This window comes from Flavobacterium sp. B114r (assembly GCF_056824125.1).
The window spans coordinates 4,938,771-4,958,955 of record NZ_CP124858.1; the positions used below are offsets into that span (position 1 = coordinate 4,938,771).

A 20,185-nucleotide genomic window follows, 5' to 3' on the forward strand; every position below is an offset into this window, starting at 1 on the left:
TATGTCGGAAGTTTAATATATATCTTTTATATAGCCACAAAAACCAATAAACGATAAAATATAATGCCGCTAACAGCTAATAAGCGCCATTGCATTAACAATTAAATTTTATAAGCAACACCTTTAAATTTACTATGAAAAATTTAATACTAACCTTAGCACTAATTGTAACTGTACTTAGCTACGGACAAAGTGAAGAACAGAACAAAAAAGTCTACAATGAGCTTTATCCGATTACTGTTAATGATATATTCGGTTTTATTGACAAAAAAGGAAAAATTGTAATAAAGCCCCAATTTTATATAGCCACCTATTTTAACGAAGAATTTGCAGTTATTAAAAACACTGCCGGCAAATTCGGTTATATAGATCTTTCAGGAAAAACAGCTATCATGCCTCAATTTGATTTTGCAGATAAGTTTAGCGAAGGACTTGGATTAATTAGTATAAAGGAAAAATTTGGCTTCGTTAACAAAGCAGGAAAAATAGTAATTAAACCACAATTTACTTGGGCTAATGATTTTCAGGAAGGACTTGCATGTGTTAAATATGACGACAAATATGGCTATATTGATCAAACAGGACAAATAGTCATCAAAGCGCAATTTGACTACGCAGATAAGTTTAGTGAAGGACTTGCCATGGTCATCCTTAATGGTAAATCGGGTTATATCAATAAAACAGGAGAATTAGTAATCAGCCCTCAATTTGGGATAGCGCATGACTTTAAAGAAGCACTAGCCCCTGTTACTATTAATGGTAAATTTGGTTACATCAACAAATCCGGAGAAACAGTTATAAGCCCCACATTTGATTCTGCATTTCCATTTAATGACGGGCTGGCCAGAATCATAGTGAATAAAAAACAGGGCTACATTGATAAAACAGGAAAAATAATTGTCGATCCTCAATATGAATTTGCACGGGATTTTTGTGCCGGCTTTGCACGTATTAAAAATGGTGATAAATACGGTTATCTTGACAAAACAGGACAAATAGCCATCAAAGCCCAATTTGATTATGCAGATGATTTCAGGCAAGGAATTGCAAACGTCAAATATAATGGCAAATACTCCTACATTGATGAAACAGGAGCACTTATTTATAATCCAAAAATATAAGCTAAAAATTAAATATATTGCCCATGACAGCTACTATAAAGGAGGTGGGCTATTGTCTTATTGGAAAGTTATGAATTAAAAATTAAACTGACAAGCTTTTATATTTGGATTGCCGCAAAACATTAGAACGGTCCTTCCCTAGCCCCGATTGCTTCGCCAGTTCGCTTTGCTCGTGTGCAGTGGAAATCCTTTTGTGCCGGGGTTCGGCACAAAAGATTGGAACGTATAGCGGGAAGAGCTCCCAAAAGACAGCGTTATATACAATAGAATGATGATGATTATTCAGATAAGATTCCGGTAACAATTCTTGATACAAAAATTAGAAAAATATGCCAAACAACAGGAAGGACAATCATTTATTCCCGCTGCCTACATAATGGATGGTAAAATGAAGTAAAAGAGCCCTGGAAATACGCATTATTGGAATCTGCAGGCCAAAACAGATAATGATAAAGAATCCCAGCATCATTTCCAAAGAAAGGCAGTAAGTCTCTTTCAAAAGAAATCCAAAAAAAATCATCGGCACAAAAATAATGAGTACTATGGGATAACTAATCCATAGTGCGGCGGAATAAAACCCGGGTTCAATGTGGAAATCCTGATTGCAGCGCGAACATCTCTCGGGCATTTTTAAAATGGACTTAAAAACAAAAAGCCCCGGCCTGGTAAATAAATTCCCCTTATAACATCGCGGGCATTTTAATGCAAAAATGTTGTATAATTTTGTTGTTTCTTTCATGGGTCAGATAAATTATTATAATATAATCCAGACTGCCCCGGATGGGACCGCCTGGATTAAGCAGCTAATGAAACATACTACATATTATCGACAACTGCCTGGCCGAATTCCGAACATTTGACCAGGGTTGCCCCTTGCATCAAACGCTCAAAATCATACGTAACGATTTTATTACCAATAGCTCCTTTTAGTCCCTTTACGATAAGATCGGCCGCGTCCTGCCAGCCCATATATTCGAGCATCATGACCCCAGAAAGGATTTCAGAAGAAGGATTTACCTTATCAAGATCCTTGTATTTTGGGGCTGTTCCGTGTGTTGCCTCAAAAATAGAAACCCCTGTGGCATAATTAATATTGGCTCCGGGCGCTATCCCAATTCCTCCCACTATGGCGGCCAGGGCATCTGAGATGTAATCCCCGTTAAGATTTAGCGTAGCAATCACATCATACTGCTCGGGCCTTAAAATAATCTGCTGTAAAAACGCATCGGCTATTACATCTTTTATAATTACTTTATGTCCGTATTTTTCCATAATAAGCCAAGGTCCTCCCTCATACTCTTTGGCTCCAAATTCCTCTCTGGCCAGCTGAAAACCCCATTCTTTGAACTGCCCTTCAGTGAATTTCATAATATTCCCCTTATGAACGATCGTCACGGAATCTTTCCTGAAATCAATCGCATGTTTCAAAGCCGCTCGTATCAAACGCTCACTTCCCTCTTTGGAAACCGGTTTAATACCAATGGATACCGTATTGGGAAACCTAATGTTCTTAACCCCCATCTCATCAATTAGAAAATCTTTCACCTTTTTGAGTTCCGGCGTTCCTGCCATCCATTCGATACCGGCGTAAATATCTTCTGTATTTTCCCTGAAAATAATCATATCTACTTTCTCGGGCGCTTTTACCGGAGAAGGAACTCCTTTAAACCATTTTACAGGCCTTACGCAGGCATATAAATCCAGTTTTTGTCTCAGGGCAACATTCAGTGATCTCATCCCACCCCCAACCGGGGTGGTCAAGGGCCCTTTGATGGCCACCAGAAATTCCTCAATATCTTTAATAGTCTGATCCGGTAGCCAATTCCCTGTTTTTTCAAAAGCTTTTTCGCCTGCATATATTTCCTTCCACTGGATCTTTCTGCTTGTGCCGTATGTCTTTTGAACTGCAGCATCAAAAACTAATCTGGAAGCTTTCCAAATATCCGCCCCTATTCCGTCTCCTTCAATAAAAGGGATTATAGGATGGGAAGGCACAACTAGCCTTCCGTTTTGAATACTTATTTTATTCTCATTCATCATTTTGTAAATTTTTGAAAAAAAGTTCCACGCAGACTTTCCTTGATTCAACTTTATTTTCGTTATTTAACCTTTACTATCCGGTTCTGTTTTCTATTCAAACAGAACTTACATAGCTCTACAAATATATAACATTTGTTATATATTTTATTAATAAATGTTATATATTTGTTATATGAAAGATTTCTTTGCCCAATTTGATTTCCAGAGTAACCTCCTTTTTGAAAACCTGAGCGAACCCGATAAACAGGCTGTTGAAAATGTAATGGAGTCCCTTGTTGTAAAAAAAGGCAGTATGCTTTTCTTTGAGTGCGGTATCCCTACTGGTATCTATCAAATAAAAAAGGGCAAAGCCAAAAAATTCAAACGCGGTTTTAGCGGTGAGGAGCAAATATTTTATATCTATACAACCGATGACGTACTGGGATACCATGCCCTGCTTGGACAGGAAAGATACCAAGACTCCTGTGAGGCTCTTGAAGATTTAACAGTAAATTTCATTGCCCGGGAGGATTTTCTCAGACTACTTAATGAAATCCCAGCCTTGCAGCAAAAACTCATTAAAAACATCGCTCACGAATTTGGTGTTCTGGCCAATATCATTGCTGTACTGGCACAAAAGAACCAAAATTCACGCCTGGCCTTATTTTTACTCCTTTTGGAAAACAGGTTGAATCGAAACTCCCCAACCCTAAAAGGCATTGACCTCACGCGTGACGATCTGGCGAACCTTATCGGAACATCACAGGAAAGCCTGGGCAGAAGCCTAAAACAATTCAAGGAACTAGGCTGTATCGAAATAGATAAAAGGAATATTTATATCAAAGACAAAAAGCAATTAGAGCAATTACTGCAAGTCAAAATAGACTAATTTTTTAATCAAGTAGCATTAAACCATCTGCTGTAACCTAAAGCTATTTACTTTTAAACTGCACTATACGTCTTCTGTACTTCCTTTGCAATAAAAAAGCATTAAACCTGATCCTGTCATATAAGAGCCCTAAAAGCAAAGCCATAACTCCTATTAATAAAACACGCAATCCTACATTAGAATAAAAAATTCCACCTGTTATTCCTCCTATAAAAAAAAAGCTAATAATGGTTATTCGTAATTTTATCGAGACAAACAGCTTTTTTCTAAAGGAATCTTCATGATAAAAAAACAGTTGGGATAATTCGATTCCTAAATCTGTAAAAAGCCCTGTCAGGTGTGTTGTTCTTACAGTAGCATTAGATATTTTTGTGACCAGAGAATTCTGCAGGCCCATTGCAAACAATAAGCTATAGGCTATAAAGTCAGGATTCTGTATAATTAAATGTTTTCCAAAGACAGCAATCCCGAACAAAATTATGCTTTCAATTGCTGTTGGAATTACATAACTGTATTTTTCATTTCTTCGCAAGAGAAACTCAACAAGTAAACTTGAAAAAAAAGATCCCAGGAAAAAAAAGAAGATGTAGAGAAAGTAAATAAACCCCTGCTTGAAATTAAGTTTAAAAATCTCATCTACAAAAAAAGCAAAATGTCCTGTAACATTGGTTGTTAATTTTTGAACTGCCAAAAAACCCGCTACATTTACCAGTCCTGCCACAAACGATAATAAAGAGGCAATTTTAAGATTATGTCTTAGATTTCTTTTGTTTCCATGATGTTTGAACATTGTATTTTAGTATTTTATAATTCTTAAATTATAATTATCACTGAACGGTAAGATTCCACTAAACTAAGTAAGATATACACCGTCAGCAAAAAAAATGGTGTCACAGATAAACAATCGATTGATCTTCGTTATTAGCTAAAAAAGTAATTGCATCTGGTAGATTTTCTCCATTGCTAAATACTGCAATAAACTCTTGTAATTCACAAATAGTTTTAAATGATACTTCAAAAAATTGAAATATTATCATCCTGATCCAAAATACGTATAATTTTGAATATATCGTTAAAAGTTAAGCTCTAATTTAATTATAGTTGAGTTTGTTGCCTAGTATACAGTTCCTTCGAGCTTTGTGTTTTATATCATCCATGTCAGGTGTTTTTTTATATACCTAAAAACAAATCTGTAAAATGAAATTAATTATAATCTTTGCCTAGCTTAATTTTGTCTTTAATGTACAATATAAAATAGTGGCTATATATAATACATATATATAAGTTCTCTTAAGATTGAAATGATTAAGAATAGAAGCGAGAATTCATTATCTGAAATTGCAGTAGAATTTGGTTTTATTGATTCAAGTCACTTTAATAAATTTTTCAAAAGACATACCGCTATTACTCCATTGAGCTACAAAAAAGAAATAAAATAAAAATAATATCTTAATTATCTTTTATTGAATTAAAATTAAACCGATAAGCTTTTATGCATTGGATTACAACAAAACAACAGTGATGGCCCTGCCCCATTAGCACCGATAGCAGTGAAATTCTTTTGTGCCGGGGTTCGGCACAAAAGATTGCTTCGCCAGTTCGCTGGCGCTCGGGTGGAACGGATAGCGGGAAGAGCTCCTGAAAAATAATATTATATACAATTGACGATGATGACCACTCCAAATTAATTGCCTAATTTATCTACCGCCCTATATAAATAACACCAAAACACCTTTTACTTTAATATAAGTCTCATCCCATCTCCAACTCAACCCTACTCTGCTCTTTCTCTTTTTTCATCTCTGACGCAAGCAAAGGTGCAAACTTATAAACCCAACGCTGAATCGTGGCGTGATCCACAAGCACTCCTCACATTTTCATGATCCCTTCTACTGTATATTTCTCCTAGAAGACAATTATTTACATATCAGCTTCTTCTCTTTAAACAAATAAACTTCGATAATTCTTCTGTCGAAGTGTTTAGTGATTCAGCAGATTGAATAATCAATAGTAAAACTTCTCTCAACTCATTATTTCCAAGATTTATATCTTCACACAACAATTTTGAAAGACCTAGAATATTAGCAACAGACTTTCTGACTTTGTGTGAAATCGAAAACATCATCTGTTCTAAATTGCTATTAAATTCTTCCATATCAAACTCTTTTTCCGTTTCGCGAATATTCAGATTTATAGTAGCAATTTTTAAATCGCTAGTACATTTTTCCAATTCTTCATGATTCAAAATAAGTTCTTGCTTCGCTTTTTTTAACTTATCTAATATATTATTTTGATCCATAATTTTCAATTATTAAAGTGAGATTAAAAGTACAACATTTAAAGCTACTTTAGAATGACAAGAACCATCCCTATTTTACATTAACATACTTAAAATCAATACGAATAACCCTAAAATTTAGACGTAAAAATCATTTGACAGGTATAAGTTTAAATTTAATATTGTCAATCAAAGTGCCTTCGGTACTGCTTAAAATAGTAAATTCAAATGAATTTGAATTAGTTGCTAATCCTATTTTTTCCAGCTTCTCTGTATTAATTTTTGCTGTATAATTACCCGGTAATAATCCTAAGTAAGAAAAATATCCGTCAGCCTCAGAAGTTATTTCTGTAATTTTTTTAGATTTATCATTGTAAATAGTGATTGTGATACCTGCAATTCCTTTTTCGTCCTGATTATCCACTACAAAGACACGTCCTGCAACCTCTCCAAATACAGATACAGGCACTTCAATGTTTTTTACAAAATTAGGCTCTACAACTACCGTATAGTTTTTTTTAAGCAGTCTCCAGGCTACGCGTTCAAATCCGGAAGGATCCAATTCTATATTTAAGTTTCCATAAGCTTCAAGATCTTTTATAAGTATAGAACCATCTTTGGCTGATCGTTCTGTTCGCCCTGCGTTTACCATTACTTTTAAACCTTGTACATTAGGCTCATCCTGGTCTCTCCTCTTATTACCGTTCAGATCCAGATATGGAAGCAATAGAACTGCTCCTTTGCCAATACTGGTATAATTATTAAAGTCTGTAATACCTGATCTGCCATCATGTATCAAACTTCCGTTAATACTTTGCAGTGTACGGTAAACCTCATTGGTTTTACGTACAGAGAACCTTGTCTGGGCAAAAGAAAAATCATAACGCAGACCAAATTCAACATAGCTAATCTCGCTAATGAAATTTTTCTCATAAGAAAGATTGGCGTATCCATTTATGAAAATTCTTTTTTCTAATTCTGTTTTTATGGTCATTACCTTTTTACTGCTATACTCATACTGGAGCTGCTGAGTGATGAGCATATTTCTAAAGGACCTGATCCCAACAGCGTAATTAGTATAAAGATAAGAGGCCTTGTCTGGGAAAAAAAGTCCAAAAGTATTAGCGCTGGCATTAACATTTCCTACAACAGTTGAAAGCATCCATTCTGTAGCGCTGTAACGTGTATTCTCTAAACGAATATCCTGCCATGACAAACGGGTATACGCGGCATAATGACGTCCTCTGAAGGGAAAAGAAAGAATTGCCTTGTGGTCCTCTATAAAGGTAGTATTGATCGCTGTTTGTCCTCTTTTGTACCAATAGTTGTACATCTCAAATTGCAGGCCTGAAGTTAAATTATAACTCAATACTGCCTTGGACCTCACATTAAAATCATACTCTCCTGAGATGAGTAAATTTGGTAACAAACGAAAAGAAGTATTTACATAAGGAATTTCTGTTCCCGAAGTTATAGAAGACAAGTATTCAAATCCGGCTCCTACAGTAATATTTTTGTTAAATCCGTAATTGCTACTAAATCTTGCAAACCGCGTATCTTGTCCATCTTCCACAATACCTGCACTGGCTGTATATTCGAATTCGCCTTTGGGTAAAAAATTAAAGGGAATATTTATATTTTGTTCGGTGGAGCGTTCTTCTCCAAACGGACCGTAGAATCGTAACTTTACAGCAGTATTTCCATAGACAAGAGGTACTTTAAAAGTATAAAAACCAGCCGCATCAGCTTTAATGTAATTAATAAGCACACCGTTAACGTACAATTCTACAGTCCAATTTGGCTCTGTATAATTATTTATGGTATAGGTCCCAAACGAGCGTCGGTAAGTTGTAGGAGCGTTAGTAACCTGCACACCAACTATAGGGGCATAAATAGACGAAATAGACTGTCCTCTTATTTTTCCGGCTAAAAACTGTCTGGCAAAAGTTTTGTCATTATCTACATAGCGCCACAAGTAATACTGCTGGCGATTAGAAAAAGCAATATTACTCTGATAATTCAGGATTACATTTGTTTCGCCGCCAGCTACTATACCGCCAACACCAAGACTTGCTCTGGTGTCTGTGGGAGTTTCTTTATTTCCAGCCGAAGTAACAAATGAATAATCTGCTGTCCCGAAATAAAAAGATGGATTTTTGCGTCCCACAAATTCATCTGTTTTAAAAACACCCTGCAATTTGTTTAGGTTATTTCTCATCTGTTCCAATCTCATTTCACGCATAATAGGCAGCTCTAAATCTGTGCTAATAACTACCGAAAGACTACGAAAATTAAACAGGCAATTCAACCCGAAAATCTCATAAAAATAATCAGAACGCAGATAAAGATTCGTTGTAGTTCTAATAAGACTATTGGGTTTTAGATCAAAATTCTTTCCCTGATAAACAATACGATTATTGGGCAAATCAAATAAAAATGCTGAATTTGGGTGGATGAATGTCCCGCTTAGAGCATCCAGATCCCTTACTATTATATTGATCTTTAAAAAATCAAAGAGATCAACCACAGGTATGTACGCCGTTTGATTATAGATAAGAGTCGACATTTCTGCTGTACCGATGCGCTGAATATTGAATGATACTGAAATTTCATCATAATCAGTTATCGTCTGGGCTTTACATGTCATACCCGATCCTGCCATTATGATCCACACAATGGTAATCTTAGCCCAAAAGCATGTATGTAAACTGACGTTGACTTTGTGCATGGGTTAGGGTTGAATAAATGTTACAGAAAAGGTACCGTTATAATTTCCCGGAGGATTGACTAATGGATTACCTATGGTTAATGTTCCACCTATCCTAATAAGGGTTCTTGAAGGAGAAGTGGCTGTCGCAATAAACGGGCTTGGTGGATCGGCACTACCTATACTTAGAACTATTGTACCTCCGTTACTTCCGGTAAGAGTAACATCGGGTCCGTTTACAATAGTAACCAATGTGCCAGGTTCGGCCTCTACTTCAAATATTGCAGGAGAAAAGGAAACCCCCTGACTGGTTTGTATTACACTGCCTGTTGTTGTTCTTGATCCGTTTGGATACACCATCACTGAACCTCCTGTACCTCCCTGATAAAAAGCTCCAAAATTCAATCCCTGTGCCGGATTTACATATATTACTACAGGTTTGGGAGGGTTCTCCGGACCTTGGGCACGGGCTGAAAAAGTGGCTAAAAAAGAGGCAATAGAAAAAACAATCACTATGGATATTTTACTATTGAAAAAGTATTTTATTTTATTTTTCATCTTACTTCATTTTGATAATCATTCCGGTTATCATCATTTATTTTTATTTATTGCTCAGCAGTGATTATTTTAACGGTATATTTACTACCCGAAGTAATAAAACTAACAAAGTACACTAAATTTGATGTTAGATGCCCCAGGTTATATTCACCGTTTCCACTTATTGGAGTACTTGATATTTCCTGACCCAGAATATTATGAATAAGCAATTTACCAGGCTGCTCATCTACAAGCTTAATTTTAATAAACATATCGACACCTGACCCGTAGGCCATAAAAATGTTGTCGTTATTTTCAATAACACCATCTACAGCCTTGAAAAACAAAAAGAAACGATTTTCTATAATTCCCTTTTTTAAATTTACACTGTAGACCGGATCCTTTTGCAAATCCTTACTGATACCCGTTTGAGTATCTCTTAAATAGAGGTTAAGATGTACAGGCAAATTTTCAATATCCCGAAGATTAAAACTTATTGTACCATCTCGCTCGGTTTTTATTCCAAGAGGAATTACTGTTGCCCCATCTATTGTGGAAAGTCCATTGATTACTAATTTTGAATTATCGGCTGCTATGGAGTATAAATTGGGCAGCTGATCATCTATATTCATCAGTTTTATAGCATCATAACTCTTGTCAAAATTAGAACTAGCTTCATTAGCCCTATAAACAACCAATGGATCGGCTGACTGGGTATGATCTGAAAAATTAGCACTGATTCTAATCAGAATTCTATCAGAATCAGAATTAGCTGTGCGCATCGTTGATTTATGAAAAACAGGTGAAAGATCGTCTGTTCTTGCAGTATTATTTATTGCCAGTGTTCCTGCTACCGGATATGCACCATCACTAACATGTATAAAAAATCCCTGCATAGAAGCAATAATAGGAACTGTAAGTCCATCGCTGGAAACACCATTAATATAAGAGCTGTATGCCCCTGTATACTGGCTTACTGCTCCGGAGTTAAAGAAATAAATAGCATTGTCTATGTTTGTCTTGTTCCAGCCTGTTGGCGAATCCCAATTGACAGGAGAAGGATAAGGGTTTCCAACCAGGTTAAATCCTTTGGTATAGGGTTGATTGTTGTTGTATAACGTAGTTGAAAGACTACCGTTATTTACAAGTCCGGTCATAATTACCGTTTTCTGTACTGTAGCAGATCCAAAATCTGCGGCATAGCCCTGCATTGGGTACAATGGATTTGAAGGATTGGTATATGAAGTAAATCCGCTGCTTAGCTTGTTTTCAATGTAATTATAGAAATTAGGGAAACCTGCATTTAAATCTACTGTTGATGCAAAACTGTTTACTGTAACATTCTGAAAAGGTGAGCTAAAATATTTATAGCCAAATCCTGCAACCAGATAACGCTGCATGGTAACATTTCCTGAGACTGCCCCTTGACCGCTTCCGTCAATTAGCGCTGTCTTATCCACTGTTGAAATCAGCGTAAGATTGCCTGCAGAACTTAAAGTGCCCGTGTTTACAAGTAATATTTCTGTCAGGTTTAATGGGCCTGCCAGCCCGACACCTGCCGGGTTGGCAATGGTTAAGTTTCTGATCAGATTTCCTGTAAAAGCGGATGCAGCGATTGTTTGTGGATTAGTTCCGTTCATTTCAACAGTTCCCTCATTAACAATAAAATTTCCACTGCTAGTGATGTTTCCTCCTATGGCTATAAGCCTGTCATTTATATCCAATGTACCTGCAGTAATGGTAACATTATTTTTAACTGTTAAATCATTACCTACCAAAGGAACTGTAACACCTGCATTACTCACTTGTAAATTAAAAAGCGGCCTAGTGGTATTAATACCCATTATCTGAGTTCCTGCAGTAGCAGAATTTCCCATTTGAAGCATTCCTCCGGTAAATCCCGTACCAGCTGCAGACAGGTTTTGATACCCCAGATTCTGCCCTGCAGTTCCTCCTGAATTTTGAATAACGATTGTTCCTCCTGATACATTAAAAGCATCCGTGACAACATCCATATTAAAAGGAACAATACTACTTAGTGTACTTCCAAATGTATTTACATTCATAATTCCTCCTTGCATATTAAAATTCCATGTTGCGCCAGGATTACTAATTGACGAAGCCAAATTTAATGTTCCTGCTGAAACTGAAAACTGTGCCTGATTTTTAGGAATCACTACATTGTCTGTCGCATTTCCCATATTCAGGGTTCCTCCCGTTACTTGTATGGATCCTGCAACAGTCCAATTCATAGAAGATGAATTAACTGTTCCTGCATTTACCCATAAACCGGCGCTTGAAGGAATTAAATAATGGTCACTGACAATATCTGCTGCAAATGGAGTTATATCCAAACTTGTATTATCGAGTTTAAATGTTCCATTACTTAAAGTCAAAAAACCGATTGGAACAACAAATCCGGAAGTCGTTACATCAAGTATATTGGCATTGTTATAACCTTGATTTACTATGATTTGATGGAAATCACTAATGCCTGATCCTGATATGGTTTGATTTCCATCTCTTATAAAACTCACAGTAGCCAGACTATTTGAATCAGCAGTCATATCCATTACCCCATTATTGATTATATCTCCGGCAATATTGATCGAATGTGTAGCATCTGAAGAAGGAGATATGGTTAAAGTTGCTCCGCTGGCAATAATAATATCGTCATAAACATTAATTTTATGCTCATCATTTGTACTTCCTATATGAACAGCCCCAAGACTTACACTAAAAACTTTATTGACAGTTACATCATGCAGCGTTACAATACCTGATGGATTTGAAGCGTCAAGGTTGTAATAAACCATATCTGCAATGGTTTGGTCAGAAGTACCATTATAACTAATAGTACCCGCATTGGATAATGCATCCGGGGTAATTGTACCTGCATTGATAAGGCTGCCGGTAATACGGGTAACACCTGCTGCAAAGGTTTTTATACCCGCATTATCCAGTGTAAGATTATTATAGGCAGTCGCCGCTATTGTCTGAGCTCCGTTACCATTATAACTGACAGTACTTCCCGCAACCGTATAACTGTTCACCCCTGGAGTAAATGTATTGGTAATCCCAATTATACCCGTTGATGCAAATACTCTGGTGCCAGTTGAACTGCTTACCAGATTATAATAATTATATGCCGGTATGGTTTGTGACCCCAATCCGGTAAAGCCCACAGTTCCTGCCGATACATCAACAAGGCCTGTTATTGATGGAAATGCTCCAGCCATGTTAAATGTTCCTGAGGCCAGTGTCAGATCTCCCGAAATCGAAAGTGTATTTACACCAATAGTACTTAAAACCAGATCCGGATCACTTAGTAAGAGACTCTTAGTTATGGCTGGAACATTAATGTTAATAATATAGGCACCGGTTAATTGCACATTGTCATTCACTGTAGGAACACCATCAACATTCCAGTTGGCTGCATCTCCCCAATTAATCGTTCCGGCACCACCGTCCCAGGTCTTAATAGAAATCGTTAATTGCCCAATTTGGAAATCTGCAAAATTGGTAATTCCACCAGCTGTAAGACTTGTAGCTGTTAAGGCTGTAACCATAGGATAATTCCAGGAACCACTATTGTATTCTCCTAAAACAAAAGCATTTGTAACGGCTCCCACATCCAGATCTGCTGCTAGGTAATTAAAAATAACATTAGCAGTACTAAAGATAATTCCATTGTTATTTATTGTCCAATACCTGTTTACGCTTTTATCAGGATTGATCAGTGAATTGCTTATGCTGGGCTGATCGCCTTCAATAGTAGACACTGTCAAATCTCCGGAAGTACTAATATTGGCAAAAGCCACAGAAACAGGAAGGTAGTTAGTCGAATTTCCTATTTCGAAAGTTTTGGTAATTACTCCGGTTCCTGTATTTTTCTGCAAGCTGCCATAGATCCAGCCTGTATTTTGGGCTGCTCCTAAAACTGAACCTGCGGCCGGTTGAATAACTACATAATTACCTGTTTTAATTTTCCCTGTTGTAAAACTCAGGGTATTGTTAACCGTTATATTTGTGGACATCGTAACAATTCCGCTGCTATTGTTTATGATAAGACCATATAAAGGAGAAATACAGTACAAGTCCTGAGCAGCACTTCCGTTTAAAGTAAAAATAGAAGTTCCACTATTTAAAGTACCATTATTTAATAGGTTCCCCCCAAGTAAATAATTATAAATTCCTGCATTAAATACCGATCCGTTATTAATGGTAAAATTGTTTTTAATTGTGAGATTAGAAACAGAAGTAATGCCTGCCGGATTTGTATTTGAAATGAGCACGTTTTGTAATGACACGGGATTCCCGGCAAGTGTTATAGCTCCCGTGCCGCCAAAAACCACAGTTCCTGTACTTGAAAAATTAGTTCCCATATTAAGCATCACTGCAGAGGAAGGAATAAAATTAAAAGTACCTGCACTTGTTATTATGCCATTATTGGTAAGAGTGCCCAGCAAATTATGAGTTGATATGCCTGCATTAAATGATGCACCGCTCCCTATCGTAAGGGCATAAGCAATAGTCCAGCCAACACTCGCATTAACACCTGCTGTATTATTGATATTCAGATAGCCAAATTGTGGAGCTGAGGTAGAGTTTAATACGGGAGAAACAGAACCATTAAAATTAACTGTTATAGCCACTGTTGTCACTGCATTAATAAGACTAAGGGTCTGTAGAATAGTTCCGGTAAAAGTTGTGGTACCTAAGGTATACAATGTACCACTGTTGATTAAGTCGGCATTAACAACAGTACTAATACCTGCGCCGCCGCTGAGCGATCCCGAGCTGGTTATATTTAGTAATCCATTAAAGGTGACATTATTTAAGATGGTGTAACTTCCTGTAACAGTTAGCCCATTGAATGTAGTATCACCTGTTATGGTTTTTGTCGCGCCTGTAAGCAATAGCGTACTTGCTGCAGGTACAAATGTCCCATTATTGAACCAATTCCCATTCAGAGTAATCGTATTGGCACCGGCATTAAAAATAGCGGTGCTCTCTATTGTTAAATTATTTTTGACGGTAATTGGCGTATATAATATTTTTGTTCCCGAATTTCTGAAAATTATATTTCCATAAACAACCCCTGGCAATAGTAAATGTTGTGTCCCTATTCCATTAAAAACAACACTGCTTCCGGTACTTAAAATATAGTTTGAAAAATTGTTTGGCGCATTGTCTGCTCCAATAATTAAGGTAGCATCATCATTTAATGTGGCAGTACCACCCTGTGTAATTCTATTGAAATAATATGATTGAATGTCAAGGGTTCCTGAAGTCCCGTTAAGGTTACCGTTGATCGTTACATTACCTGTTAATGTGGCAAGAGTACCTACAGGTTTATTAAAAACAAGATTATTAAAGGAGGTTGTTGATATTGTTTGTGTCCCCGTTCCATTAAAAATGACGCTGGTTCCGGAATTGTTTGATGCAAAAGAGCCATTGTTGTTCCAGTTACCTCCAACACTTACAGTACTGTTATTCTGAAAAATAGTACCGGAAGCAATATTTACATTTCCGGCAATAACACTGGCGGCATTACTATCAAATTCACCCGCCGTAATATTCAGATCACCTGCAATGGTTAAAGCACTAACAGCAATTGCATTTGCAACCGTTTTATTAATCATCAGGTTATTATAATTTACAATACCCACATTCTGATTGGAACTTCCATTGTAGGTAACTGTGCCGGATCCAGGTGTAAAAATGCCATTTACATAATTAAAATCACCTCCAATGTTCAGATTTCCTGCCCCTGTAAAGGTAATATTGGCATTGCCATTTTCGGTTAGTGCTCCAATAATGTTTAGTGTTCCAGAATCAATATTTAAATTAATAGCATGGCCGGAGGTACCATCACTCAATGCCAGGTCTCCATTAACGCTAATGGTTTGTGCATTTACATTTAGCGTATGTGTAGCATTGGTACTCCATATTCCATTCATGTTAGATGAAACGAGCGATCCTCCTGCTGCCATTGAAAGGGTTACGGATTTCTGGCTACCAAAATTTATATTTTTGACCGTTACCGCAGTGCTTATAGTAGGCTGGTTCGTAAAAGTTGCAGTACCCAAATTTACTATATCAGTAGCCGCAGGAGGTGCTGAGGCTGAGCCTTGGGTCACTGTCCAATTAGCTGCAGTGTTCCAGTCTGTACTGACACTTCCATTCCACTGTACCACATTTGAATTATCAGAGATAGTCCAACGGTTGGTGATATTCAATAGCAATGTCTGCTCCACATAATTACTTGTCGTATTATTGAATGTTTTACCACTATATCCCCACGAAGCTCCATTATAATGCCACAAAGCCATGGTACTTTCGTTACTACCGTTAAGTTCATTGTCTTCATAATGAAGTCGAAGTGTTGCATTATCATATGTTCCAGAAGGAATAGTAACAGTATAAGTACGGTTTATTGATCCATTAAATGGAAAATCGCTAACAGGGGCACTTATGGCAGTTATTGTTACACTATTAATAGCTGATGCAAGAGTAAAAGTAATGAGGTTGTTAGGTCCTTCAAAAGCATAAGACGTTCCGGATGAAAAGGCATGATTTCGGGTTATCGTTCCCAATATAATACCATTGCCTGTTCTTGTCGTTGTTATAATCAATGTATTGGTTCCTGTATGCACAGTACCACTAGTCATATTAATCGTAGCTACCGAAATATTGCTCAGCAAAGTAAGCGTTATAGCCGAACTGGTATTATTAACTGTTACAATATTAAAGGTAGTGGCTCCACTAATTACTGAATTCTGACTGCCAAGAAACTGTACTGTACTAGTTCCGGCAGTAAAAATGCCGTTATTGTACCAATTGTTATAAATAGAATGTGTAAAAGTACCAGCTATAAACGTGGTACCCAATCCTATTGTTATATCATTATTTACTGTTATTGCCCCGGCTGCTGTTTTAGTACCCGCATTACTCGTTACTAAATTATTATAGGTAATTGCATTGATACTTTGTGCCCCACTGCCATTAAAATTTATGGTGTTGGGCGTTGCACTTACATTAAGTGTACCTGCTGTAACCGTAAGTGCCCCGGCAATACCCAGATTTGCATTTGCAGATAGCTGAAAGGAAGTTCCATTGATTGTTACATTAAACAAATTAGCAATTCCGCTCAAACTAGACGTTCCTGTAAAAGTTACTGTTCCTGCTGAGGCCGTTAAACTTCCATAGACAAGTAAAACTGAAGAAATGCTAAAATTTACAGCAGTAGTAACTGTACCGGTAAGAGAAAGGATATAAAAAGTTTTAGTCCCTGACCCCGATATGGATTTAGAAGTTCCGCTCATGATAATAGTTCCCGTACTGGCAGTAAAACTTCCACTCACTGCTAAATTACCCGTTAAGATAATAGATGAGGTTGTTGTCACTGATCCACTAATAGCAAGGTTATCGACAGAGATTGAAACTCCGCTAATAGTAACACCTGTTCCGGTCATCGTCAAAGTTCCGCCAGATGCCTGAATAAATGATCCTGATCCGGTTGTGGCTAAATTTCCTGATAAAGTAAGCCCTTCTGCTGAAAAACTAACCAAAGATGCGGCCACCGTAAGACTATTGAAATTTTGAGTCCCCGGTCCGCTTACTGTAGTGCCTGAACCTGTAAAAATTACCGTACCTGTGTTACCATTAAATGTACCGTTATTGATCCAGTTCCCTCCTACATTATGAATAAAACTGCCACCATTAAAGGTCGTAGAAGCTCCTATTACAGTGTTTCCATTTATTGTAATGGCCGAACCTGCCGTAAAGATTACCGAAGTTCCGGCACCTATCGCACTGGTCAAATTACCAATTATGGTTAAGGCTGTCACGGGGAAAGTTTTTACTGCTAAACCGCCAGAGCTGCTTAATCGCAAGTTACCATAAACCTGATTGGCAACTATTTGGTTAGTACCTGAATATTCAACTGTACTGGCCGTAACCAGAGTATTAGTCGTATAATTTGAAGGATAAGTATTAGTACCTCCTATTTTTAGTGTTGCATTATTGGCCAGGGTAAGTGTACCGCCAGCTGTAGCTCTGTTTGCCGTAAAGGCTCCCAAATCAAAAGTCCCCGTATTTACCCAAAGATTTCCGGTAATACTGGCATTGACAGCAAGACTTACAGTGTTTCCAACATTTGCTATAATGAGGTTATTGAAAGTGGTTGAAAAAGTTCCTCCAATGACTTTGGCTGTTGTACTATTAAAGCTAACTGTACCTGTACCCGCTGTAAAAGCTGTACCTGATGTATTATTTGTCCAGTTCCCGGCTATACTAATATTGAAATTATTTGCATTTAGCGTACCCGCAGCAATTATTAGGTCATTATTAATCGTAATACCTAAGGGCAATAACAATCCGCTGCTATTACTGAGTGTTAGATTAAAAAATGAAGTAAGGCCTGAAAAAGTCTGCTGACCAGTTGTTCCGTTAAAATTTACAGTTCCTGTATTGGTAAAAGTGCCATTGTTTATTAAGCTGCCAGCAATATTTAAGGTACCTGAAACTGCCAATGTTAAATTTGCTCCATTATTTATGGTAAGACTTCGGCTATTTACACTGGTACTAATGTTTGGCATTCTGGCTGCACCAGCTGTAATTACCACATCTGTAGCAGCTGTAGGTAAGGTTCCGCTACACCAGTTAGCGGCATTAGCCCAATCGTTACTCACATTTCCGGTCCATTGTCCACTTGAGGTAGTAGATACAACATTTGTATAGGCCGTTGTAGTAACAGCACATCCCGCTACGTTTACCTGTACTGTGTAGGTACCTGCGTATGCTGCTGAATAAGTAAGACTTGGATTTTGCAGCAAAGAAGTAAAACCATTAGGACCTGTCCATGAATAACTAGCTCCTGATATAGAAGAAGCAGTAAGGTTAAGATTGGCTCCGGCACAAACCGGAGAATTACTTCCCGCACCATCTGGCGAATTGTACAGTACACTTACCTCTGAGGCAGATAATTCACGGTGGTATACCACCATATCATCCAAGGTTCCCTGAAAGAAATAACTTGAAGATTCATTGGGCCATGTAGAAATATCACTATATCCTAATCGCCAATATCCGGTAGTAGTTTCAGCAGCTGTTACCGTTAAATCACTTGCAGAAAGTACACCATCTATATATAACTTCATACCCCCCCCTCCAAGGGTAGCGGTAACCATATGCCAGTTCCCATCGTTGTAAGCAGTAGTGGTATTGATATATTTTTTTACTGCGCCCGGTGCTACACCAAAATATAATACTCCTGTACCAGTCATATAAACAAATCGGTCTCTGGTACCTCCTGCACCGGTTTGAAGGCTCGAAAATCCAATTAACGCTCCACCAATAGCAGAGGTAGTTTTAAACCAGGAAGAGACACTTACAGAAGCCGGATTTACATATAAATTTGTAGTAGAGATATAATTAGTCGTTCCATTAAAAGCATAAGCTTTTCCTGCATTATTGAACCGATCAACAGACGGTGTAGGTGTGCCTCCCTGCAAAGTGCCGGAATTGTTACCGGTAGCATCTGCTGCATTTCCTTCAAATTTATAATAGGAGATTAAATTTGTTACTGGTAGTTGAGATATTACAGGACCGTTACAGGTAGTTGCCTGAGTTCCATTAAGAGCGCTGCTCATTGCTCCTTCCGTAATGGCATATACTTTCCAATAGTAAGTTGTTGCTGCAGTCAGCCCTGTTTGAAGTGAAGAGGTCGCTCCGGCCGCAGTCTGACTTATAAAAGAATAGTTAACTCCATCTGTAGAACGATAAATAACAAAGCCTCTCTCGTTTGTAGAGAGGTCGTTCCAGTTGAGTGTCATCGAAGAGAGCGTTATTGCAGAGAAACTAAGATTTCCAGGGGTAATAGGTATTGGCGAGGTAAATCCGTATGTTCTGCCGGTTACCCGTTTGGTGGTAACAGTTGCAACAGTAGTAGAACTTACACTGGTACCTGCATTATTTACAGATAAAAAATTTCCCGAACCCGTAGCTGCGGTAGTTATCCCAATAGAGGCAGAAGGAGCGTTTACTGCAAAAGCATCAGAACGATAAACAAATTCAATTTTTCCAGTAGTTTCATAAAAATTTACCTGAAACGAGCATACCGCGCCTAAGGCTAAATAATTCCATTCTGTATTAAGATATTGTATTGTAAAAACTCTATTACCCACTGCTCCTGCTGTTCTATAGGTAACATTTGCCGTAGAAACAATATCAAGATCGTCCCACAAAGGGGCAATCACCGGTCTGGGTGATCCCGAAGCAGATAAATTATTGTTATAAACAAAATCAGTTGCAACAGTTCCCAAAGTCAGCCATCCATTAGTAGTTGCTCCAATAGTGGTATATCGTATACCCATATACCAAAAGTCAAACCCTATTGGGATAAGTGCAGATACTGCATCATCTGTAGACCCTGTCCATGTTGTTGTATTTCCGCCAGTAATTGGTGTAAAACCCGCCGCTGTAGTACCAACAAATGCATAATTAGTGATTGATTGACTAAAAAGCTTTGTATTAACAGAGAGTAATAAAAAAATGACAAGCATACATCTACACGATAAAGCAAAAATAATTTTTGTTTTCATGTGCTGAAGGGCTAAATTAGCAAAGAT

General features: G+C 37.5%; 10 protein-coding genes and 1 pseudogene. 3 read left to right on the forward strand and 8 right to left on the reverse strand.

Features of this window, described 5'->3' with window-relative positions:
- Positions 1-134: 134 nt before the first annotated feature.
- Positions 135-1,121: a WG repeat-containing protein gene (locus QLQ94_RS20640; RefSeq protein ID WP_271336683.1), complete on the forward strand. Its 987-nt coding sequence runs from the start codon at positions 135-137 to the stop codon at positions 1,119-1,121.
- Positions 1,122-1,473: 352 nt separating this feature from the next.
- On the opposite strand, the gene QLQ94_RS20645 is transcribed toward QLQ94_RS20640, so the two are convergent.
- Together QLQ94_RS20645 and icd are read right to left on the reverse strand one after the other, a co-directional pair.
- Complete coding sequence (locus tag QLQ94_RS20645; protein WP_271336682.1) at positions 1,474-1,860, reverse strand: DUF983 domain-containing protein; 387 nt, start codon at positions 1,858-1,860, stop codon at positions 1,474-1,476.
- Positions 1,861-1,937: 77 nt separating this feature from the next.
- Complete coding sequence (gene icd / locus QLQ94_RS20650; protein ID WP_271336681.1) at positions 1,938-3,209, reverse strand: NADP-dependent isocitrate dehydrogenase; 1,272 nt, start codon at positions 3,207-3,209, stop codon at positions 1,938-1,940.
- A 124-nt stretch (positions 3,210-3,333) separates the two neighbouring features.
- Between icd and QLQ94_RS20655 the strand changes: the two genes are divergently transcribed.
- Positions 3,334-4,029 carry a Crp/Fnr family transcriptional regulator gene (locus QLQ94_RS20655; RefSeq protein ID WP_271336680.1) on the forward strand — a complete coding sequence of 232 codons (696 nt, stop codon included), beginning with the start codon at positions 3,334-3,336 and terminating at the stop codon, positions 4,027-4,029.
- Between the two features lie 43 nt (positions 4,030-4,072).
- Here the strand turns inward: QLQ94_RS20655 and QLQ94_RS20660 are convergent, their stop codons facing one another.
- Complete coding sequence (locus QLQ94_RS20660) at positions 4,073-4,819, reverse strand: YoaK family protein (RefSeq protein WP_271336679.1); 747 nt, start codon at positions 4,817-4,819, stop codon at positions 4,073-4,075.
- A 511-nt stretch (positions 4,820-5,330) separates the two neighbouring features.
- Here QLQ94_RS20660 and QLQ94_RS20665 point away from each other — a divergent pair.
- Entirely contained in the window at positions 5,331-5,468 is a 138-nt protein-coding gene (locus tag QLQ94_RS20665) for a helix-turn-helix domain-containing protein (RefSeq protein ID WP_271336678.1), read from the forward strand.
- A 251-nt stretch (positions 5,469-5,719) separates the two neighbouring features.
- Here QLQ94_RS20665 and QLQ94_RS20670 read toward each other — a convergent pair.
- The 5 genes and pseudogenes from QLQ94_RS20670 to QLQ94_RS20690 all read right to left on the reverse strand — a co-directional run.
- Positions 5,720-5,886: pseudogene (locus tag QLQ94_RS20670) on the reverse strand (DDE-type integrase/transposase/recombinase); the annotation flags it as partial.
- 70 nt (positions 5,887-5,956) lie between these two features.
- The gene (locus QLQ94_RS20675; RefSeq protein WP_271336677.1) at positions 5,957-6,328 is read right to left on the reverse strand and encodes a hypothetical protein; all 372 of its coding nucleotides are present in this window, start codon (positions 6,326-6,328) and stop codon (positions 5,957-5,959) included.
- A 130-nt stretch (positions 6,329-6,458) separates the two neighbouring features.
- Positions 6,459-8,954, reverse strand: coding sequence for an MSCRAMM family protein (locus tag QLQ94_RS20680; protein ID WP_271336676.1), 2,496 nt, complete (start codon positions 8,952-8,954; stop codon positions 6,459-6,461).
- Between the two features lie 84 nt (positions 8,955-9,038).
- Positions 9,039-9,572: a DUF4402 domain-containing protein gene (locus tag QLQ94_RS20685; protein ID WP_271336675.1), complete on the reverse strand. Its 534-nt coding sequence runs from the start codon at positions 9,570-9,572 to the stop codon at positions 9,039-9,041.
- A gap of 47 nt (positions 9,573-9,619) precedes the next feature.
- Positions 9,620-20,158, reverse strand: a complete 10,539-nt coding sequence (locus QLQ94_RS20690) for a beta strand repeat-containing protein (protein WP_482498387.1) — start codon at positions 20,156-20,158, stop codon at positions 9,620-9,622.
- Positions 20,159-20,185 lie beyond the last annotated feature (27 nt).

What these genes read in the sequence shown, in the direction of transcription:
- QLQ94_RS20685 (WP_271336675.1), bottom strand. Translation starts at nt 9,572, where the DNA reads ATGAAAAATAAAATAAAATACTTTTTCAATAGTAAAATATCCATAGTG.
- QLQ94_RS20665 (WP_271336678.1), top strand. Translation starts at nt 5,331, where the DNA reads ATGATTAAGAATAGAAGCGAGAATTCATTATCTGAAATTGCAGTAGAA.
- QLQ94_RS20680 (WP_271336676.1), bottom strand. Translation starts at nt 8,954, where the DNA reads ATGACATGTAAAGCCCAGACGATAACTGATTATGATGAAATTTCAGTA.
- QLQ94_RS20640 (WP_271336683.1), top strand. Translation starts at nt 135, where the DNA reads ATGAAAAATTTAATACTAACCTTAGCACTAATTGTAACTGTACTTAGC.
- QLQ94_RS20690 (WP_482498387.1), bottom strand. Translation starts at nt 20,158, where the DNA reads ATGAAAACAAAAATTATTTTTGCTTTATCGTGTAGATGTATGCTTGTC.
- QLQ94_RS20655 (WP_271336680.1), top strand. Translation starts at nt 3,334, where the DNA reads ATGAAAGATTTCTTTGCCCAATTTGATTTCCAGAGTAACCTCCTTTTT.
- QLQ94_RS20645 (WP_271336682.1), bottom strand. Translation starts at nt 1,860, where the DNA reads ATGAAAGAAACAACAAAATTATACAACATTTTTGCATTAAAATGCCCG.
- QLQ94_RS20675 (WP_271336677.1), bottom strand. Translation starts at nt 6,328, where the DNA reads ATGGATCAAAATAATATATTAGATAAGTTAAAAAAAGCGAAGCAAGAA.
- QLQ94_RS20660 (WP_271336679.1), bottom strand. Translation starts at nt 4,819, where the DNA reads ATGTTCAAACATCATGGAAACAAAAGAAATCTAAGACATAATCTTAAA.